Origin of the sequence: Halorubrum zhoui, assembly GCF_051194155.1 — an archaeon.
Lineage (GTDB): Archaea > Halobacteriota > Halobacteria > Halobacteriales > Haloferacaceae > Halorubrum.
Window position 1 is genome coordinate 172,509 of the sequence record NZ_JBLZNJ010000002.1, and the last position, 16,734, is coordinate 189,242.

Genomic DNA, 16,734 nt, shown 5'->3' on the forward strand with positions numbered 1-16,734 from the left:
GAGTTCGAACGACAGTTTATATCACATCGCGCCGGAAACGATCGCGGTAATGCTCAACGGGGTCAACGTCGCCCTCGGCGTCTCGGGCAGCATCGCGGCGGTGAAAGTCGTCGAGCTCGCCCACGAGCTCCGCCGCCACGGAGCGAGCGTCCGCGCGGTGATGTCGCCGGCTGCGACCGGTATCGTCCACCCGTGGGCGGTCGACTTCGCCACCGACGAGCCGGTGATCACGGAGATCACGGGCGCGGTCGAACACGTCGAACTTTGCGGCCGCGACGGCTGGGCGGACGTGTTGTTGCTCGCACCGGCCACCGCGAACACCGTCGGAAAGATCGCCGCCGCCGTCGACGACACCCCCGTGACGACGTGTGCGACGACCGCGCTCGGGGCGGACGTCCCCGTCGTCGTGGCACCGGCGATGCACGAGCCGATGTACGACCACCCGGGTGTGCTCGACGCGCTCTCTCGGATCGAGTCGTGGGGCGTCTCGCTCGTCGACCCCCGGATAGACGAGGGGAAAGCGAAGATCGCGACGGAGTCGGCCATCGTGACCGACGTGGTCCGCGCGACGACGCCGGACCCGCTCGCGGACGCCCACGTCGTCGTCACCGCGGGCGCGACCAAAGAACGGCTCGACCCGATTCGGGTGCTCACGAACCGCGCGTCGGGAAAGACCGGCCGCGCCGTCGCCAGGGCGTGTTACCACCGCGGTGCCGACGTGACGCTCGTCCACGACGGGCCGGACGTCCCGTACGCCGACGTGGTCGCCGTCGAGACGGCTGACGAGATGATCGACGCCTGTCGGTCGGCGGCGACGAGCGCCGACGCGCTCGTCTCTGCGGCCGCGATAGCCGACTTCGCGACGGACCCGGCCGACGAGAAGATCCGGTCGGGCGAGCCGCTGTCGGTGGAGCTCTGGCCGACCCCGAAGCTGCTCGACGCCGTGCGGGAAGACCATCCCTCGCTGCCGCTCGTCGGGTTCAAAGCGGAGACCGACGGCGACGACGCGGCGATGGTCGCGGAAGCGGAGCGACTCCGCGACCGCGTGGGGCTGGCGTTCGTGGTCGCCAACGACGCGAGCGTGATGGGCGACGACGACACGCGCGTGCTGATCGTCGACGACTCGTCTAACCCGGAGGCCGTCGACGGGAAAAAAGCCGCCGTGGCCGGGCGAATCGCGGACCGACTCGCGGCGACGCTCGAGGACCGATGAGCACGCGACGGCCGGGGCGGAGCCGTGGCTGACCGGTCCGTCGACCCGAACGTGAGACGGCGCTCTCACGAGCGAGACGGGCCAGACCGTCGGGGATACAAACTGTTTTGGGCCGGTAGGGCAAGGGCTCGGATAGAAAGGTCCATGTGTTCAGACACGCCCGCCGGCGGGAGATCGGGAGGTGAGGGGAGTGGCTGACGCCCCCGAGCCGTCGGCCGACGGTGACGCGGTGGTGGTTCCCGTGGAGTCGACCTCGACGCTCCGGGCGACGGTCACACACCTCGTCGAGTCGGCGGCGACCGGCGAGTTCTCGTCGATCCACTTCGTCGTCTTCCCCGCGTGGCGCCGACCCGATCCCGAGACGGCAGCCGATCGAGACGCCGTCGACCAGCTCCTCGAACGGGTCCGGACGTGGGCCGAGGCCGACCTCGCGGACGCCGACGGGGTGCGCGTCGGCGACGTCCCGGTCGTGACGGCCGTCGTCGGCGACGACGAGTACCTCTTTGGTCCGGACGACTACGCCCGACGGCTGGTCGCGTACGCCGACGCACACGGAGCCGGAACCGTCGTACTCGACCCCGAGTACACGCCGGTCGGGAACACGACGCTGCTCCAGCCGCTCGAGTTCGCGCTCGCAGACACCGGACTCGCCGTCCGAGAGGCACCGGTCGCCCGGCCGAGTCGCGGCGAGCGGCTCCGACGAGAGGCGACGGGGCCACGGTTCGCGGCCATCTTCGGGCTGTCGCTCGCGTTCTATCTCACGCTCGGGGACCCGACGTACTGGTTCGACCTCGTGACTGGCGTCGCGAGCGCGACGATCGTAGCCATCACGCTCTCACAGATCAGTCTCGACGCCGACCCGGTCGTGCCCCGGACGCCGATGCGTATCCTCCGCGGGCTCGTCTACGCGCCGGTGCTCCTCTTCGAGATCGTGAAGTCGAACGTCGTCGTCGCGCGCGTGATCCTCGACCCGCGGCTGCCGATCGATCCGACGCTGAACCGGATGCGCGTCGTCGTCGGTCGGGGACTACCGCTGACGACGCTCGCGAACTCGATCACGCTGACTCCGGGCACGCTGACGGTTCGCGCCCGCGACGGTGACCTCTACGTCCACTCGCTCATCCCGTGGGCTCGTGATGGGCTCTTCGACGGCTCGTTGGAGCGGTGGACCCGGTTCGTGTTCTACGGCCGGGAGGCAGCCAGGCTGCCGACGCCCCGCGAACGCGACGACGTCGACGTCTTTCAGGGACCCGAGGCGACGGCTCCGTACCCGACGGCGCGGGGTGACGGCGGGAACGGAGCCGACGGCGCCGTCGACGACGCGCCAGCGGCGGAGGTGACGGCCGAGTGAGTCTCGTCGACGCCACGCTCGTGTCTGGGTACACGCTCGGGGAGTTCCTCCTCGTCGTGGCCGCGGCGTTCGTCGCACTGGCTATCGGGATGCTCTACCGTGCGGTTCGTGGGCCGACGATGCAAGACCGCGTGCTCGCGGTGAACGTCCTCGGGACGAACACCGTCGTGATCCTCGCGCTGCTCGGGGCCGCACTCGCGGAGCCGACGTTCCTCGATATCGCCCTGGTCTACGCGTTGTTGAACTTCCTCGTGGCGATAGCCATCTCGAAGTTCACCGTCGAGCGAGGTGGCGTGCTGTGATGGACGCCGTCGGGCCGATCCGGCTCGCCGCGATCGTCGTCTGCAGCCTGCTCGGGCTGTTTTTCACCTTCGTCTCGATGACCGGCGTGCTCCGGCTGCCGGACGTGTACGCGCGAGCCCACACGGCCTCGCAGGCCGACACCCTCGGCGCTGGGTTCGCGCTCGCGGCGGTCGCGCTCGTGCTCGGGCCGGGTGGAGCCGGATACAAGTCCGTGCTGTTGTTGTTCTTCATCTTCGTGACCAACCCGACGGCGGCACACGCCATCGCACGGGCGGCCTACGAGGAGGGAATCGTGCCGTGGACGAAGGGGGACGAGCGGCGATGATCGCCGCCACCGCAGCCTCGGCCGTCGCCGCCGCGGGCATTTCCATCACGCCGACCATCGCGCAGGTGACACCCATCGAGGCGAGCCTCCTCGTCTTCGTCGTGGTCACGGCGCTCGCGACGGCACTCGCTCGCGACGTGCTCGCCGCGGTCATCGTCTTCGGGGCGTACAGTCTCGGGATGGCGGCGCTGTACGTCTTCTACCGGGCGCCGGACGTCGCGCTGACCGAGGCGGCCATCTCCGCGGGCGTGACGACGGTCCTCCTGTTGCTCACGCTCGCGAAGACGACGCGAATCGAACACGAGGCCGCCTTCGAATCGGTCGACTACCCGGCGGCCGCAGCGGCCGGGCTGCTCTTCGTCGGGCTCGCTCTCACGGTCGCCGACATTCCAGCGGTTGGCTCGCCGGACGCGCCGGTGTGGAGCAACCCAGCCGTCACCCAGTGGTACCTCGCGGAGACGTACGCCGTCACCGGCGTCGAGAACACCGTGATGGCAGTGCTTGCCGCGTTCCGTGGGTTCGATACGTTCGGCGAGGCGGTGGTCGTCTTCGCGGCCGGAATCGCCGCCCTCATCGTCCTCCGCCAGGAGGTGTTCACATGAGCGACGCGTCGGAGCCAGACGGACGCCGCGGGCCCTCCGAGTCGGCCACCTCGGAGGGCGGAGGGGCGTCGCGCGACGTCGACGGGGGCGTGACGACGCCGTCACGAACCGATCGACTCGGGACGACCCCGCAACAGGGGACTCCGTACACGGAGAGTCAGGTCATCATGTCGACTGTCAAGTTCGTGTCGCCGTTCGCGCTCACCTACGGGCTGTTCGTCACCTTCCACGGGGGCGGGTCGCCCGGTGGTGGGTTCCAGGGAGGGGCAATCGCGGCCGCAGTCGTCTTCATGATCGCGTTCGCGTTCGGGATCGACGCGACGCGACGGTGGCTGGCGAACGCGGTCGTCGTCGGCCTCGCCGTCGGCGGCGCGCTCGTCTTCGCCGCCATCGGACTGGTTCCGGTCGCACTCGGCGGCGCGTTCTTACAGTACGACCTGCTGCCCGTGCCGGTGCTCGACCCGGTGAAGTACGGGATGGAGGCCGTCGAGATTCTCGGTATCGCGACTATCGTGAGCGGGGTGCTCACCGGGCTCTTCTTCGTGCTCGCGAGGGGGTTCAACGACGACGGGCTCGACGCGTCGGCCGCCAGCCGACGAGCAGACGGCGGGACAGACGCCGACCAGGGCGCCACGGAGCGGGGTAAGCCATGACGCAGTGCTCTGCCGTCGGCGTCGCCGCCACGCTCGGCTCGACGACCGCTCTCGACGTCGTCACCACGCGACACGCGTACGTCGCGTTCGCGCTGCTCTTGTGTACCGGCCTCTACGTGCTCATCGCGAGTCCGAACCTGGTGAAGAAGATCATCGGGCTCAACCTGTTTCAGACGGCTATCTTCCTGTTGTTCGTCACCTCGGGGTACGTCGAGGGCGGGTCGATCCCGATCGTCTCTCCCGACGCTGCGGGTGGCCCGTACGTCAGTCCGCTCCCGCACGTGATCGTGCTCACGGCCATCGTGGTCGGCGTGAGCCTCACGGCCGTCGGGCTCGCGCTCTGTCTTCGGATCTACGACGAGTACGGAACGCTCCGCGTCGACACGCTCCGCGAGCTGCTCCGTGAGGAGGGGACGCTCCCGGCCGGCTCGGAGGCGGGTAGGCGGACCTCGGACGCGAACGGGGGTGAGCCCCGTGAGTGAGATCCTGTTGCCGTTGGCGATCGCCGTGCCGATCGTGGCGGCGACGCTGCCGATCGCCTGTGGACGCCGCTTCGACACCGTCGGCTGGCCGGTCGCCGCCCTGACGACGACGACGGTCGTCGCGATGGCCGGAACGGTCGCACGCGAGGTGTACCTGACCGGTCCGTTCGACCACGAACTCGGCGGGTACGCGCCGCCGATCGGGATCGAACTCGTCGCGGACGAGTTCTCGGCGGCGGTGTTCGTGCTCGTCGCGCTCGTCTCGGCGGCGACGCTGGTGTTCGCCCGCGTCGTCGGCCCCCGGCGAAACACGTTCTACAGCGCGTACCTCCTCTTGACCGGCGGGCTCGTCGGGGTCTCGCTCACCGGAGACCTGTTCAACTTATTCGTCTTCTTGGAGATCGTCGGGCTGACCACGTACGCGCTCATCGCGGCCGATCGGTCGGGGGCGAGTGCGTACGCGTCGTTGAAGTATCTCGTCGTGGGAACCGTTGGCGCGTCGCTGTACCTCACCGGTGTCGGGTACGTCTTTTTAGCCACGGGGACGCTGAACATGGCCGACGTGAGCACACAGCTCTCAGCGGTGGGGTACACCGACCCGCTCGTGCAGACGGGGTACGCCCTGATCGCCGTCGGCTTCGCGTTGAAGATGGCGCTGTTTCCGGTCCACACCTGGCAGCCGGACGCCTATCAGCGGGCACCGGACGCCGTCACGACGGTCGTCGCGGCACTCGTCTCTACGGTCAGCGCGTACGCACTCCTCCGGGTGAGCTACTCGGTGTTCACCGTCGACTTCCTCGCCGCGAACGACGCGATCACGACGGGGATCCTCGTCGTCTCTGGTGTCTCGATCCTCGCCGGGTCCGCGCTCGCGGCGATGCAGTCCGACCTGAAGCGGATGTTCGCGTACTCCTCGGTTGCGCAGTTCGGGCTGATCGCCGCGACCGTCGGGCTCGCCACCGAGACGGCGCTGCTCGGTGGGATCGTCCACCTGCTCGGCCACGGACTGTTGAAGTTCGGGCTGTTTTTGGGTATCGGACTACTCGCCGCCGGCTACGGCGTGCGGCACGTGGCCGACCTCGCGAGCCTGGCCAGGGACGCGCCGCTGGCGTCCGGGTCGCTCGCGGTACTCGCGCTCGCTCTCGTCGGGATTCCGCCGTCGATCGGCTTCCTCGGGAAGTGGTACGTAGCCCTTGGCGCGGTCGAAGCAGGCGGAACGACCGGTGGTATCGGTGGGATCGCGATCGCGGCGGTCGTGTTCGTGAGCACGCTGTTCACGCTCGCGTACGTCGCCCGCGTCCTCGAACGACTCTACTTCGCTGGCGTGGACCGATCGATCCCCGTCGTCCACGAAATCGGGGCCGTCCCTGACGGCGGTGCGGGACCGCCTCCCGTCACGGAAAGTCGCTCGCGGGTTCCCGTGGCCCCGCTGGTCGTGCTCGTCGTCACGGCGATCGCGGCAGTCGGACTCGGCTTCGCGGGGGCCGGGTTCGAAGCGCTTCTCGACCCGTTCCTCACGGAGGTGTTCGCATGACCGACGCACTCGTCCAGGACCCACGTCCGCTGCTCGCCGTGCTCGTCTCGCTCGTCGCGAGCGGCTTCATCGTCGCGTCGTATCGATCCCCGAACGTCCGCGAGGCGTGGACGCTTCTCGCGGCGGTCGTGAAGTTCGCCGTCGTCGCCTCGATGCTCCCGCGGGTGCTCGAGGGGACCGTCTTCGAGTGGACGGTGCTCGAACTGGTGTCGGGGGTACCGTTCGTGCTCAGAGCAGATGCACTCGGGATGCTCTTTGCGGTGCTCGCGTCGGGGCTGTGGATCATCACCTCCCTGTACAGCATCGGCTACATGCGCGGGAACGACGAGACGAACCAGACGCGGTACTTCGCGGCGTTTGCCGTCTCGCTGTCGGCGACTATGGGGATCGCGTTCGCGGGCAACCTCGTGACGATCTTCGTCTTCTACGAGCTGTTGTCGATCGCGACGTATCCGCTCGTCGCTCACGACGAGACCGACGAGGCGCGGTCGGCCGGACGAAAGTACCTCGCGTACACGTTGTTCGGCGGCGGCGTTCTCGTGCTCGCCGGTACCGTGCTCGTGTACTGGCTCACCGGTACGGTGTCGTTCACCGCCGGCGGGATCGACGAGCTGGCCGCTGCAGACCCCGGGCTCGCGATGCTCGCGTTCTTCCTGTTGGCCGTCGGGTTCGGCGTCAAAGCGGGAATCATGCCGTTACACCAGTGGCTACCCGAGGCGATGGTCGCACCGACGCCCGTCTCTGGGTTGTTGCACGCGGTCGCGGTCGTGAAGTCGGGCGCGTTCGGGGTCTCGCGGGTCGTCCTCGACGTGTTCGGGCCCGAGCTCGTCTTCGACCTCTCGTTGCCGTTCGGCTTCTCTGCGGGGCTCGTGCTCTCGACGGTCGGCGCGATCACGCTCACGGCTGCGTCGCTGATCGCGTTGCGGAAGGATCACCTGAAACAGCGGCTCGCGTACTCGACGGTGAGCCAGTTGAGCTACATCGTCTTGGGGCTCGGGCTCTTCGGCTGGTACGGACTCGTCGGAGCGCTGTTACACATTCCGGCACACGCGTTCATGAAGCTCACCCTGTTCTTTTGTGCGGGCAACCTCCACGTCTCGACGCACACGGACTACATCTCCGAGATGGCGGGGATCGGAAAGCGGATGCCGCTGACGATGGGCGCGTTCACCGTCGCCTCGCTCGGCATGGCGGGGATTCCGCTCGTCGCCGGGTTCGTGAGCAAGTACTACATGTTGCTCGGCGGGATCCGCATGGGTGCGGCGTTGACGCCGGTCGCGTACTACCTCGTCGGCGCGCTGTTGCTCTCCGGGGTGTTGAACATCGCGTACTTCTGGCCGGTGATCTACACCGCGTTCTTCGAGGCCGAGGACGACCACGACGCTAAGCCGCTCGTCGACTTCCGGATGGGCGGTGCGTCGCGCTCGACGGTGTTAGCCGACACGAGCCACGCAGGTGACGACGTGGCGCTCGCCGGGCGCCACGCAGGTGACGACGTGGCGCTCGCCGGGCGCCACGCAGGTGACGACGTGGCGCTCGCCGGGCGCCACGCAGATGGCGACGTGGCGCCCGATGGCGGCCGTGACGCCGACGAATCAGACGAGGAATCCGTGGACGCGCCCACCGACGAGACGGGGGTCGTTCGCCCGGACTTCACGCCAGCCGACCGGGACTTCTCGGAGCCCGCACCGCGCGTGGATACCGGCGAGTACGCCGTCGACCGATCGCCGTCGGACGCGGACGTTCCATTCGGTGTGGGACGCGGTGAGGCCGTCGAAGACACGACCCGTGACGAGCGCTCGAGCGACCACGACGGCGACGACGCTGGTGGCGAGTCTCACGGGACCGACGAGGGGCACGGCAGTGACCATCACGGTGGACCGCCGGCGGGGGGTTGGCGGCACATCCATGGGCTCGACGTCTTCCGAGGGCGCGAGTCGTCCTGGTTCACCCTCGGTCCGATCCTCACGGCGATGAGCCTCGCGGTCCTGCTCGGCGTGATCCCGTACGAGCTCGGCTTCTTACAGCTGATCGAGCTCGTCGTCGACACGCGGCTCCCCGCGGAGGTGTTCCGACCGTGATGGGGCTGCTCACCGCGGTTCCCCCCTACCTCGTGGTCGCGGCCGCGGCGCTGTTGGTGCTCGCACTTCCACGACGCGCGGGTCACGCGGTCGCCGCACTCTCGACTGCGTTCGTCTTCGCGCAGGCCGTCCTCCTCGGTGACGGCGGACACGGCACACACCTCGCGACCGGGTTCCTCGGCTTCGACGTGGTGTTGTTCAACGTCGACGCGTTCTCGCTGCTGATGGGGGTCGTCGTCGGGTTCTTGGCGACCGCCGCGGTGGTGTACGCGTACGGCGCTGAAGCACCCACGTGGGTGACCGCGTTCGCGCTGGTGTACGTCTCCTCGACGCTCGGAACGATATACGCCGGCGACTGGCTCACCCTCGTGTTCTTCTGGGAGCTGATGGCCGTCACCAGCACGCTCCTCGTGTGGCAACACGGCGGTGCCGCCGTACGAGCAGGCTACCGGTACGCCCTGTTCCACGGGATCGGCGGCACGTTCCTGCTCGCCGCCGTCGTCGTCCACGGCGCGTCGATGCTCGGCAGCGTGCCGGCCGACGCGGTGTTCCGCTTCTCAGCTACGACGGGCGTCCACGCGAGTGCGACGGTGCTCGCCGCCATTGGGATCGGCGTCAACTGTGGGTTCCCGTTCCTCCACACGTGGCTGCCGGACACCTATCCGCGGCCACACGTCGCCGCGTCGGTGTTTCTCTCCGTGTTCACGACGAAGACGGCCGCGTACGTCATGTACCGCGCGTTTCCCGAGGGCGGGATGTGGCTCGCGTACCTCGGCGGGATCATGGCCGTCTACGGCGCGTTCTTCGCGTTGTTGCAGTACGACCCACGCCGGTTGCTCTCGTATCACATCCAGGCACAGCTCGGGTACATGTTGGCCGGGTTCGGGCTGGCGACGGCCGTCGGCGAGTTCGCCGTCACCGGCGGGTTCGCACACCTGTTCAACAACGTGTTGTACAAGAGTCTGCTGTTCATGGCCGTCGGCGTCGTCGTCTATCGGACCGGGGTCGAAGACATCAGAGACCTCGGCGGGCTCTGGCGGGTGATGCCGGTCACGTTCCTCGTCTATCTCGTCGGTGCGGCCTCCATTACCGCCGTGCCGGGGTTCAACGGCTTCATTTCGAAGGGGATGGTCCTCGACTCCGCGCACGAGATACATCTCATCGAGCTTCCCGGGGGTGGCCTGCTCTGGTGGCTGTTGATACTCGGCGGCGTCGGCACGTTCATGTCGTTCATCAAGCTCGGCTACTACATGTTCTTCCACGGCTCGGCATCGCTCTCACCGGATGACGCCACACCGTTCCAGGCGATCGGAATGACGTTGGCCGCCGGGGCGTGCGTTTTCTTCGGGGTCTTCTACGGACAGCTGATCGAGGTGATGCCGTTCACCGATATCATCCGTAGCGAGGCGGTGTACTTCAAGCCGTACAGCGCGAGTCACCTGACCGAGAGCGGGGCGCTGCTCGTCGCCGGCTTCGTCGGATTCTTCGCGCTGAAGCGCCCGCTCGGCTGGCTCGCACACCGGATGCGCGACGTGGACGCCCTGACGTATCCGGGGGCGTTCGTGCTCGGACGGGCGACGGTACGGGGCGTCACGGAGCTGTGGGCCGCCGTCGACCGTGTCGTGATGTGGCTGGCCGGAGCGACGATGCGCACCGCGATGGATCCTCGAGGGGCTCTCGCGGCCGTCGGCGTAGACGTCGAGATTCGCGCCGGCATCGGTCGAAGCGTCCTGTTGTTGACGCTGGCTGCGGCACTCGCGCTGCTCGCTGCGCTCGTGTGACCGTGAGCGGCCGTGGTGGTCGACGACGGTCGTGTGTCGTCGGTGACGACCGCAGACGAGCCGACACGGTCATGTCGTCGCCGGGCACTTGATGATTCGATGGTCGTCGACGTTCAGGCGCTCGTACTTCCGGCGTTCGATGGACTGGACGCCGCGCCGATCGACGGAGAGCTCGGACCGTGGCGAGCGGCGTACGACCTCGACCACCGCGTCGACGTGCCGGGCGTCGAGGCGTCGCTCCGGCACGACGGGGCGGGGCTCGCCGTCGCTCCGACCGGCGTCGGAAAGGTCGCCGCCGCGTCGACGACGGCCGCCCTGTGTGCCGACGAGACCGTCTCACTGGGGGATGCGCTCGTGTTGTCCGTCGGCATCGCCGGCGCGCCGCCGGACCTCCCGATCGGATCGGTCGTGCTCGCCGACAGTATCGTCGACTGGGACGACAAGGTCCGGTTCGACGACGACGGACCCGGGCCGTCGGTCGAACCCGATCCGTACACCGGCACGGCCGGGATCATCGACCTCGATTCGACGCTCGTCGCGCGCGCCAAATCGGTCGGTGAGACGGTATCGCTCGTCGGCGACGGGTCGACAGCGAAGCCGAGGCTGACGGTGGGAACGAACGTGTGTGCGGACGAGCTGTGGCACGGTCGTCAGATCGCCGCGCGGGTGACGCGGTTCGTAGCGGAGCGAGACCGCGGGCCGTATCGGGCGACCGAGATGGAAGATGCCGGGACCGCGAGGGCGCTTCGGCGGTTCGGTCTTGCGGACCGCTATCTCAGCGTGCGTGGCGTGTCGAACCACGACCGACCGGAGCCGGGGACGGCCGCCCGCGACTCGTTTTTCGGCGCGGAGGCGGCCGATTCGGCGTCAGCATTCCGTGCCGGACTCGAGAGTGCGGTACGGGTGGCTCGGGCTATCGTCGACGATGCGCGGTGAACGCCAGGGGGTGTGTGGGCGTCGGCTGCCTCAGTACTCCTCGTACGCGAGGTTCATGAGCCACTGCGAGAAGGCGTCTGACTGTGGATCGACCTCTTCTTCGCCGATGAACGGCGACAGCATGTCACCGGCCATGAGCAGCGCGAAGTCGAGGTCGCGCGGGGCGGGCTCCAAGTAGTACGTGTTGTGCCCGTCGTACACCGCGCTCTCGCGCCGTATCAGCCCGGACTCCTGTAACGCCTCGGCGATGCGGCTCCCCTTCCGCGAGGAGACGTCCAGTTCCTTCCAGAAGTCACTCTGGTGGATACCGCCCGTCTCGCGGATGAGGTCGAGTCCCTCTCGCTCGTCAGCGGAGAGATCTGACTCCAGTTCGGACGCGCTCATGTCCGGACAGCCGCCTGCGAGTCGCTTAAACCTGGCTTTCCACCCCGTGATGCCGGTCGGTTCCAGAGAGCGCTCGGTGTCGGCGGCGGTGACTCACGACGACTCTGCAGACGCGTCGTCTACGCCGCCTGGGGCGCTCTCGGCGAACGCGTCCGGGACCTTGACGGGCTCGACTGGCGTCGAACACGGTGGACCGTCCGCGAACCCCATCGTCGGATCGGGTCCTGTGCGGAGGCGCGTGAGCGACCGCGTGCCGAATCGGTCGCCGTGGAGACACGCGTCGAACTCGTGGTCGGCGAGGACGGCGGTGGCGCGGTCGAGCCAGTCGGCGCTCGATTCACCAGGGCTCGGGACGACCGTCGCCGCGATACGGCGGACGCTGTCCGCTCGCCGAGTGCCGGCCTCGGCGCGCGTCTCGGGGATTGAAAACGCCGCCCGTCCGTTACACACCGACCCGACGTTTCCGACGACGTGCACGCCGGGAGCGAGCGGCGTGACGGCGAGCGAGCCGTCGTACGCCACCCGAAAGGCGGCGACGTCGTCGGCGACGAGCAGGGTGAACCCGTCGTACGTTCGCTCGGTGACGTCGTCCTCGACGAAGCGCACGGCCGCTTCAGCGGTCGGCCGTCGGAGGCAGTCGACGACGAGGTGACCCCGGGATCGATCGCCATCTCGGTCCGCGTCGAGCCACCGGTTGGCGATCGCGGCGACCGTCCCCGAGCCACCGAGACCGATCCAGGTTCCGCCCGCCGTTCGATCGCACGGTGCGAGGTACCGGTCGTCGTCACCACGGACCGCGGGCGGATCCGAAGGGCGGTCGTACGCCTCATCACGGGTGGCCGCGAGCGCTACCGGCGCGTCTTCGAACGGCTGCCAGGCGAGCGTGAGGGTACACACGACACGGTGTCGGGTCGGGAGGCAAAAAAGCCAGTCGACCGGCAGCGCGGGGTTAACTCGAAGCAGAAGAAATCTTTTAGCCGCGTGGAGCTTCGAACGCGTCATGAAAGCGATCGCGGTCTACGAGGGCGGAGACGAGCCGGTGGTCGTCGAGAAGCCGCGACCGGAACCCGCGGCCGGCGAGGCGCTCGTCCGCACGCTTCGCGTCGGCGTCGACGGCACCGACCACGAGGTGATAGCCGGGACACACGGCGAGCCGCCGGCAGGTGAGGACCACCTCGTGCTCGGCCACGAGGCGGTCGGCGTCGTCGTCGACCCGAACGGGACGCGATTCGCCGCCGGCGACCTCGTCGCGCCGACGGTGCGTCGGCCACCGGACGGCGGGAACGCGTACTTCGCGCGGGGAGAGCCGGACATGGCACCGAGTGGCGCGTACCACGAGCGAGGCATCGTGGGCGCACACGGGTTCATGGCCGAGTACTTCACCAGTCCGGAGGCATACCTCGTCGACGTGCCGTCGACGCTCGCCGAGTGGGGGTTCCTCGTCGAACCGGCGTCGATAACCGAGAAGGCGGTCGAACAGGCGTTCGCGAGTCGGAGCGCGTTCGAGTGGACCCCGGAGTCCGTGCTCGTTCTGGGGAACGGCTCACTCGGTCTGCTCACGGCGGCGATACTCGAGAAGACGTTCGACCGGGTCTACTGTTTGGGTCGACGCGAGCGGCCGGACCCGACGATCGACGTGATCGAGTCGATCGGTGCGACGTACGTGAACTCGACGGAGACGCCCGTGCCGACGGTTCCAGCAGCGCACGAGGCGGTCGACCTCGTCTTCGAGGCGACCGGGTACGCCCCACACGCCCTCGAGAGCGTCGACGCGCTCGCGCCGAACGGGGTGGCCGCGTTGTTGGGCGTCCCCGGCGACATGTCCCTCGAGGTCGACGTGGGCCGTCTCCACCGCGAACTCGTGCTCCACAACAAGGCGCTCGTCGGGAGCGTCAACTCCGGCTACGGACACTTCGAGGCCGCCGTCGACGCGCTCGGCTCGCTCCCTACGTCGTTCCTCTCGGATCTCGTCACGGGAGTGTACCCGCTCGAGTCGTTCGAGGCGGCCTTCGTGGATGACGACACGACTATTAAAACGGCGGTCGAATTCGCCGCGTATGAAGAACGTTGACGACCTCATCGACAGCGCAGCGGAGCTCGCCGACCACGGCCTCTCGAAGGGTGAGATCGCCGACGAGCTGAACGTCTCGCGCGAGACCGCGAGCTGGCTCGTTGAGCGGGGTGGTGGCGGAGAGAGCCGCGCCAGCGCCGTCGACACCACCTCCTCGGCCGACATTCACGTGGACTGGTCCGCGATCGGGCGCGACTCGACGCGGCTCACCTTCGCCGCGCGCGCGATGGCCGACCTCCTCGCGAAGCAAGGTGAAGCCGTCGATTTGACCGTCGGCATCGAGAAGGCCGGCGCGCCGCTCGCGACCGCCGTGGCCCGCGAGCTAGACACCGACCTCGGAACGTACGCGCCCGCGAAACACCAGTGGGAGGAGGGCGACATCCCCGAACACGGCGGCGGGTTCTCTCGGAACTTCGCGGCGATCCGCGATCGCGACTGTTACGTCGTCGACGACATCGTCACCTCGGGGACGACGATGCGCGAGACGATCGAAGCGATCCGTGAGCACGGCGGAGAGCCCGTCGCCTGCGTCGTACTCGTCGACAAGTTCGGCTACGACGCGATCGAGGGCGTCCCGCTCTACTCGCTCGTCGACGTGGTCAGCGTCGACCGGGAGTGACCGGCCGGAATTCATTTGAGCCGGCGTCGCGTACCCGGCCGCATGACGTTTCAACCCGATGCCGACGTGGACCCCGAGACGATTCGCACGGACGTCGACGAGACGATAGCCGAGAACGACGTCGTCCTCTTCATGAAGGGGAACCGGCTGATGCCACAGTGTGGCTACTCACAGCGCGCCGTCGAGCTGATCGGCCAACACGTCGAGGAGTTCGAGACCGTAGACGTCCTCCCCGCACTGGGCGCGTACCGCGAGGCGCTCGAGGCACACAGCGGGTGGGAGACGATCCCACAGACGTTCGTCGACGGCTCGTTCGTCGGGGGGAGCGACGTCCTCGCAGAGCTCGACGAACGCGGCGAGTTGGCCGCCGAACTCGGCGCCGAGTGAGTCGACACGACACCGGTGTGACGTTCCGCACGGGACCGGGCGACGAGATCTGTCGAAGAGTAGGTCCTATAAACCTACGGCGCGTACGTACGCCTAGAACGGTCGATTCCACGCCGCGCCGCGACGGCCGGTTCGATCCCCACACAGCACATCATGACAGGCCGCGTGTTCCGACTTCACTCGACGCTCGAACTGCCACTCGAAGACGTAGAGGCGTACTTCGACGAAGCCCCCGACCTTCCGGCCGCCATCGACGGTATCGACATCACGCGCAGGAACAACACGCTGATCATCAAGGCACTCTCCGACGACGAGAGCATCAGTAAGTACACCCCGACCGCCCAGCTGAAGGCGTCGGTCACCGAGACGCGGGTGTACGAGGAGGAACCGCCGCGGGCCGGCGGCCCACAGTGGATGGACGACGAAGAAGAGGAGATCCCATCGGAGCTCGTCGAGTTCGCCTGCTTCAAAGGTGACAGAGAAACCGTCCTCCAGAACACGGCGCTGCAGTATCCGATGTTCGTCGTCCTCGAAGAGCTCGCCACGCGTGCAGAGAAGGGCACGCTCACCGCCATCACCGAGGTCGACGGCGACCTCGAGGCGACCCGTATCGTCGAGGGAGAGTCTCGCCCGGCGAGCATCGAGGTCGTCGAGAGCCCGCAGGGCGCAGGCGACAGCGACAACGGCGTGAACTGGCGCGACAACGAGTTCATTAGTTAGACAAAGTACATAATCTCAATATAATATTTCACCAGTCTGTGGACTAAACGATTAGTCCCTCCTGAACCTCAAGATCATTCCGACTGGGTGCATTCCTTCGTGGTCTCGCGGAACACACCGCTACCCGTCTCATTGTAGCCACACAGTCGCTTAATCCGCGAAACATTGATGCCACGGTATGCCGGCTTGATACCGCCAACATTCGCCTGTCAGGGACGGCAGAGACACGCGCGTCTCTCGCATTCGAGCGGGAAGTGATTGAACGCCCAGACAAAAGCTTGACGCGCCGAGAGCAGCCGAGCACGCCGGCGAGAAGGAAGGCAACTGCGCCAGCGTTGCCCAGGCTATGATTCGCCTCGTCAGCTTAGCCACAGGGCTACATCTGAGACGGTGGCAGCCGCCAGTACAGGGACACTCGCGACACTTCAACCTCACCAGGGTTCGTCTGAAACCGGGTCCAAAGAAGCTGCCGGGAGTTTCGTAGTCGCTTCAACCCCACAAGGGTTCGTCTGAAACTCGACGCGGTAGTCGCCGGTCGGCGTGACGACGCGGCTTCAACCCCACAAGGGTTCGTCTGAAACGGTGGTGGTTTTAGTGACCAAGAAATGGATCGGCAAGCTTCAACCCCACAAGGGTTCGTCTGAAACTGTCGCCGTCGTCGGTCGGGCCGACGTTCACGGCGCTTCAACCCCACAAGGGTTCGTCTGAAACGAGAGAGCCTTTCACGAAGCTGTGGCCTTTAGGATTGCTTCAACCCCACAAGGGTTCGTCTGAAACCAGAGCCAGTTTAGCAACGCGCTAGACGATACTCGCTTCAACCCCACAAGGGTTCGTCTGAAACTCTAGCAACGTTAACGCTGTTGCGACAGACGGCACGCTTCAACCCCACGAGGGTTCGTCTGAAACTCGATTTCACCGTGGTGATGTTTGGGCGGTACGCCGCTTCAACCCCACAAGGGTTCGTCTGAAACCCAGAGACACGATTCGTCTCGACGCGGTTCATGTCGCTTCAACCCCACAAGGGTTCGTCTGAAACGCGTCACTGTCACGTCACCCGTCGAGTGAGCCATGCTTCAACCCCACAAGGGTTCGCCTGAAACTTGAGGAGCAACTCCGCGAGCGGTCCCGCGTTGAGGAGCTTCGACCCCACAAGGGTTCATCTGAAACCTGTCAAAAGAGAGTTTTGAGTTAGCGCCCGGCCAACCGCTTTGACCCCACAAGGGTTCACCTGAAACCGCCGACGAAGCGGTGCGATGGGCGATCCTGCTAACGCTTCGACCCCACAAGGGTTC

Annotated in this window: 17 protein-coding genes; 15 read left to right on the plus strand and 2 right to left on the minus strand. The window is 67.2% G+C overall.

Translation table 11 applies throughout. The features are described 5' to 3' along the window. Positions 1-49 precede the first annotated feature (49 nt). From coaBC to ACNTAO_RS02625, 11 genes are all read left to right on the plus strand, one after another. Complete coding sequence (coaBC, locus tag ACNTAO_RS02575; RefSeq protein ID WP_435160389.1) at positions 50-1,213, plus strand: bifunctional phosphopantothenoylcysteine decarboxylase/phosphopantothenate--cysteine ligase CoaBC; 1,164 nt, start codon at positions 50-52, stop codon at positions 1,211-1,213. Between the two features lie 190 nt (positions 1,214-1,403). Then, positions 1,404-2,564, plus strand: a complete 1,161-nt coding sequence (locus ACNTAO_RS02580) for a monovalent cation/H+ antiporter subunit E (RefSeq protein WP_435160390.1) — start codon at positions 1,404-1,406, stop codon at positions 2,562-2,564. Further along, on the plus strand, positions 2,561-2,866 hold the full coding sequence (locus ACNTAO_RS02585) for a cation:proton antiporter (protein ID WP_435160391.1): 306 nt from the start codon (positions 2,561-2,563) through the stop codon (positions 2,864-2,866). The genes ACNTAO_RS02580 and ACNTAO_RS02585 overlap by 4 nt, the downstream gene beginning before the upstream one ends. Next, the gene (gene mnhG / locus ACNTAO_RS02590) at positions 2,866-3,192 is read left to right on the plus strand and encodes a monovalent cation/H(+) antiporter subunit G (protein WP_435160392.1); all 327 of its coding nucleotides are present in this window, start codon (positions 2,866-2,868) and stop codon (positions 3,190-3,192) included. Before ACNTAO_RS02585 ends, mnhG begins: the two co-directional genes overlap by 1 nt. Further along, complete coding sequence (locus ACNTAO_RS02595) at positions 3,189-3,794, plus strand: DUF4040 domain-containing protein (protein WP_435160674.1); 606 nt, start codon at positions 3,189-3,191, stop codon at positions 3,792-3,794. Before mnhG ends, ACNTAO_RS02595 begins: the two co-directional genes overlap by 4 nt. Continuing rightward, complete coding sequence (locus tag ACNTAO_RS02600) at positions 3,791-4,447, plus strand: MnhB domain-containing protein (protein WP_435160393.1); 657 nt, start codon at positions 3,791-3,793, stop codon at positions 4,445-4,447. Before ACNTAO_RS02595 ends, ACNTAO_RS02600 begins: the two co-directional genes overlap by 4 nt. After that, the gene (locus tag ACNTAO_RS02605; protein ID WP_435160394.1) at positions 4,444-4,929 is read left to right on the plus strand and encodes a cation:proton antiporter subunit C; all 486 of its coding nucleotides are present in this window, start codon (positions 4,444-4,446) and stop codon (positions 4,927-4,929) included. Before ACNTAO_RS02600 ends, ACNTAO_RS02605 begins: the two co-directional genes overlap by 4 nt. Then, a complete protein-coding gene (locus ACNTAO_RS02610; RefSeq protein ID WP_435160395.1) occupies positions 4,922-6,463 on the plus strand; it encodes a proton-conducting transporter transmembrane domain-containing protein in 1,542 nt (513 codons plus the stop codon). The genes ACNTAO_RS02605 and ACNTAO_RS02610 overlap by 8 nt, the downstream gene beginning before the upstream one ends. Then, positions 6,460-8,544 carry a cation:proton antiporter gene (locus ACNTAO_RS02615; protein ID WP_435160396.1) on the plus strand — a complete coding sequence of 695 codons (2,085 nt, stop codon included), beginning with the start codon at positions 6,460-6,462 and terminating at the stop codon, positions 8,542-8,544. The genes ACNTAO_RS02610 and ACNTAO_RS02615 overlap by 4 nt, the downstream gene beginning before the upstream one ends. Continuing rightward, on the plus strand, positions 8,544-10,325 hold the full coding sequence (locus ACNTAO_RS02620) for a Na(+)/H(+) antiporter subunit D (protein ID WP_435160397.1): 1,782 nt from the start codon (positions 8,544-8,546) through the stop codon (positions 10,323-10,325). The genes ACNTAO_RS02615 and ACNTAO_RS02620 overlap by 1 nt, the downstream gene beginning before the upstream one ends. Positions 10,326-10,424: 99 nt before the next feature. After that, positions 10,425-11,261, plus strand: coding sequence for a 5'-methylthioadenosine/S-adenosylhomocysteine nucleosidase family protein (locus ACNTAO_RS02625; RefSeq protein ID WP_435160398.1), 837 nt, complete (start codon positions 10,425-10,427; stop codon positions 11,259-11,261). Positions 11,262-11,291: 30 nt separating this feature from the next. Here the strand turns inward: ACNTAO_RS02625 and ACNTAO_RS02630 are convergent, their stop codons facing one another. Together ACNTAO_RS02630 and ACNTAO_RS02635 are read right to left on the minus strand one after the other, a co-directional pair. Next, on the minus strand, positions 11,292-11,645 hold the full coding sequence (locus ACNTAO_RS02630) for a helix-turn-helix transcriptional regulator (protein ID WP_435160399.1): 354 nt from the start codon (positions 11,643-11,645) through the stop codon (positions 11,292-11,294). 93 nt (positions 11,646-11,738) lie between these two features. Next, complete coding sequence (locus tag ACNTAO_RS02635; protein WP_435160400.1) at positions 11,739-12,542, minus strand: NRDE family protein; 804 nt, start codon at positions 12,540-12,542, stop codon at positions 11,739-11,741. A gap of 103 nt (positions 12,543-12,645) precedes the next feature. On the opposite strand from ACNTAO_RS02635, the gene ACNTAO_RS02640 reads away from it, so the two are divergent. From ACNTAO_RS02640 to ACNTAO_RS02655, 4 genes are all read left to right on the plus strand, one after another. Next, positions 12,646-13,716, plus strand: a complete 1,071-nt coding sequence (locus ACNTAO_RS02640; RefSeq protein ID WP_435160401.1) for a glucose 1-dehydrogenase — start codon at positions 12,646-12,648, stop codon at positions 13,714-13,716. Then, the gene (gfcR, locus tag ACNTAO_RS02645; RefSeq protein ID WP_435160402.1) at positions 13,703-14,335 is read left to right on the plus strand and encodes a transcriptional regulator GfcR; all 633 of its coding nucleotides are present in this window, start codon (positions 13,703-13,705) and stop codon (positions 14,333-14,335) included. The genes ACNTAO_RS02640 and gfcR overlap by 14 nt, the downstream gene beginning before the upstream one ends. Before the next feature lie 42 nt (positions 14,336-14,377). After that, complete coding sequence (locus ACNTAO_RS02650; RefSeq protein ID WP_435160403.1) at positions 14,378-14,722, plus strand: glutaredoxin family protein; 345 nt, start codon at positions 14,378-14,380, stop codon at positions 14,720-14,722. Positions 14,723-14,875: 153 nt separating this feature from the next. Beyond that, the gene (locus tag ACNTAO_RS02655) at positions 14,876-15,442 is read left to right on the plus strand and encodes a DUF7110 family protein (RefSeq protein ID WP_435160404.1); all 567 of its coding nucleotides are present in this window, start codon (positions 14,876-14,878) and stop codon (positions 15,440-15,442) included. The last annotated feature ends 1,292 nt before the right edge of the window (positions 15,443-16,734 follow it).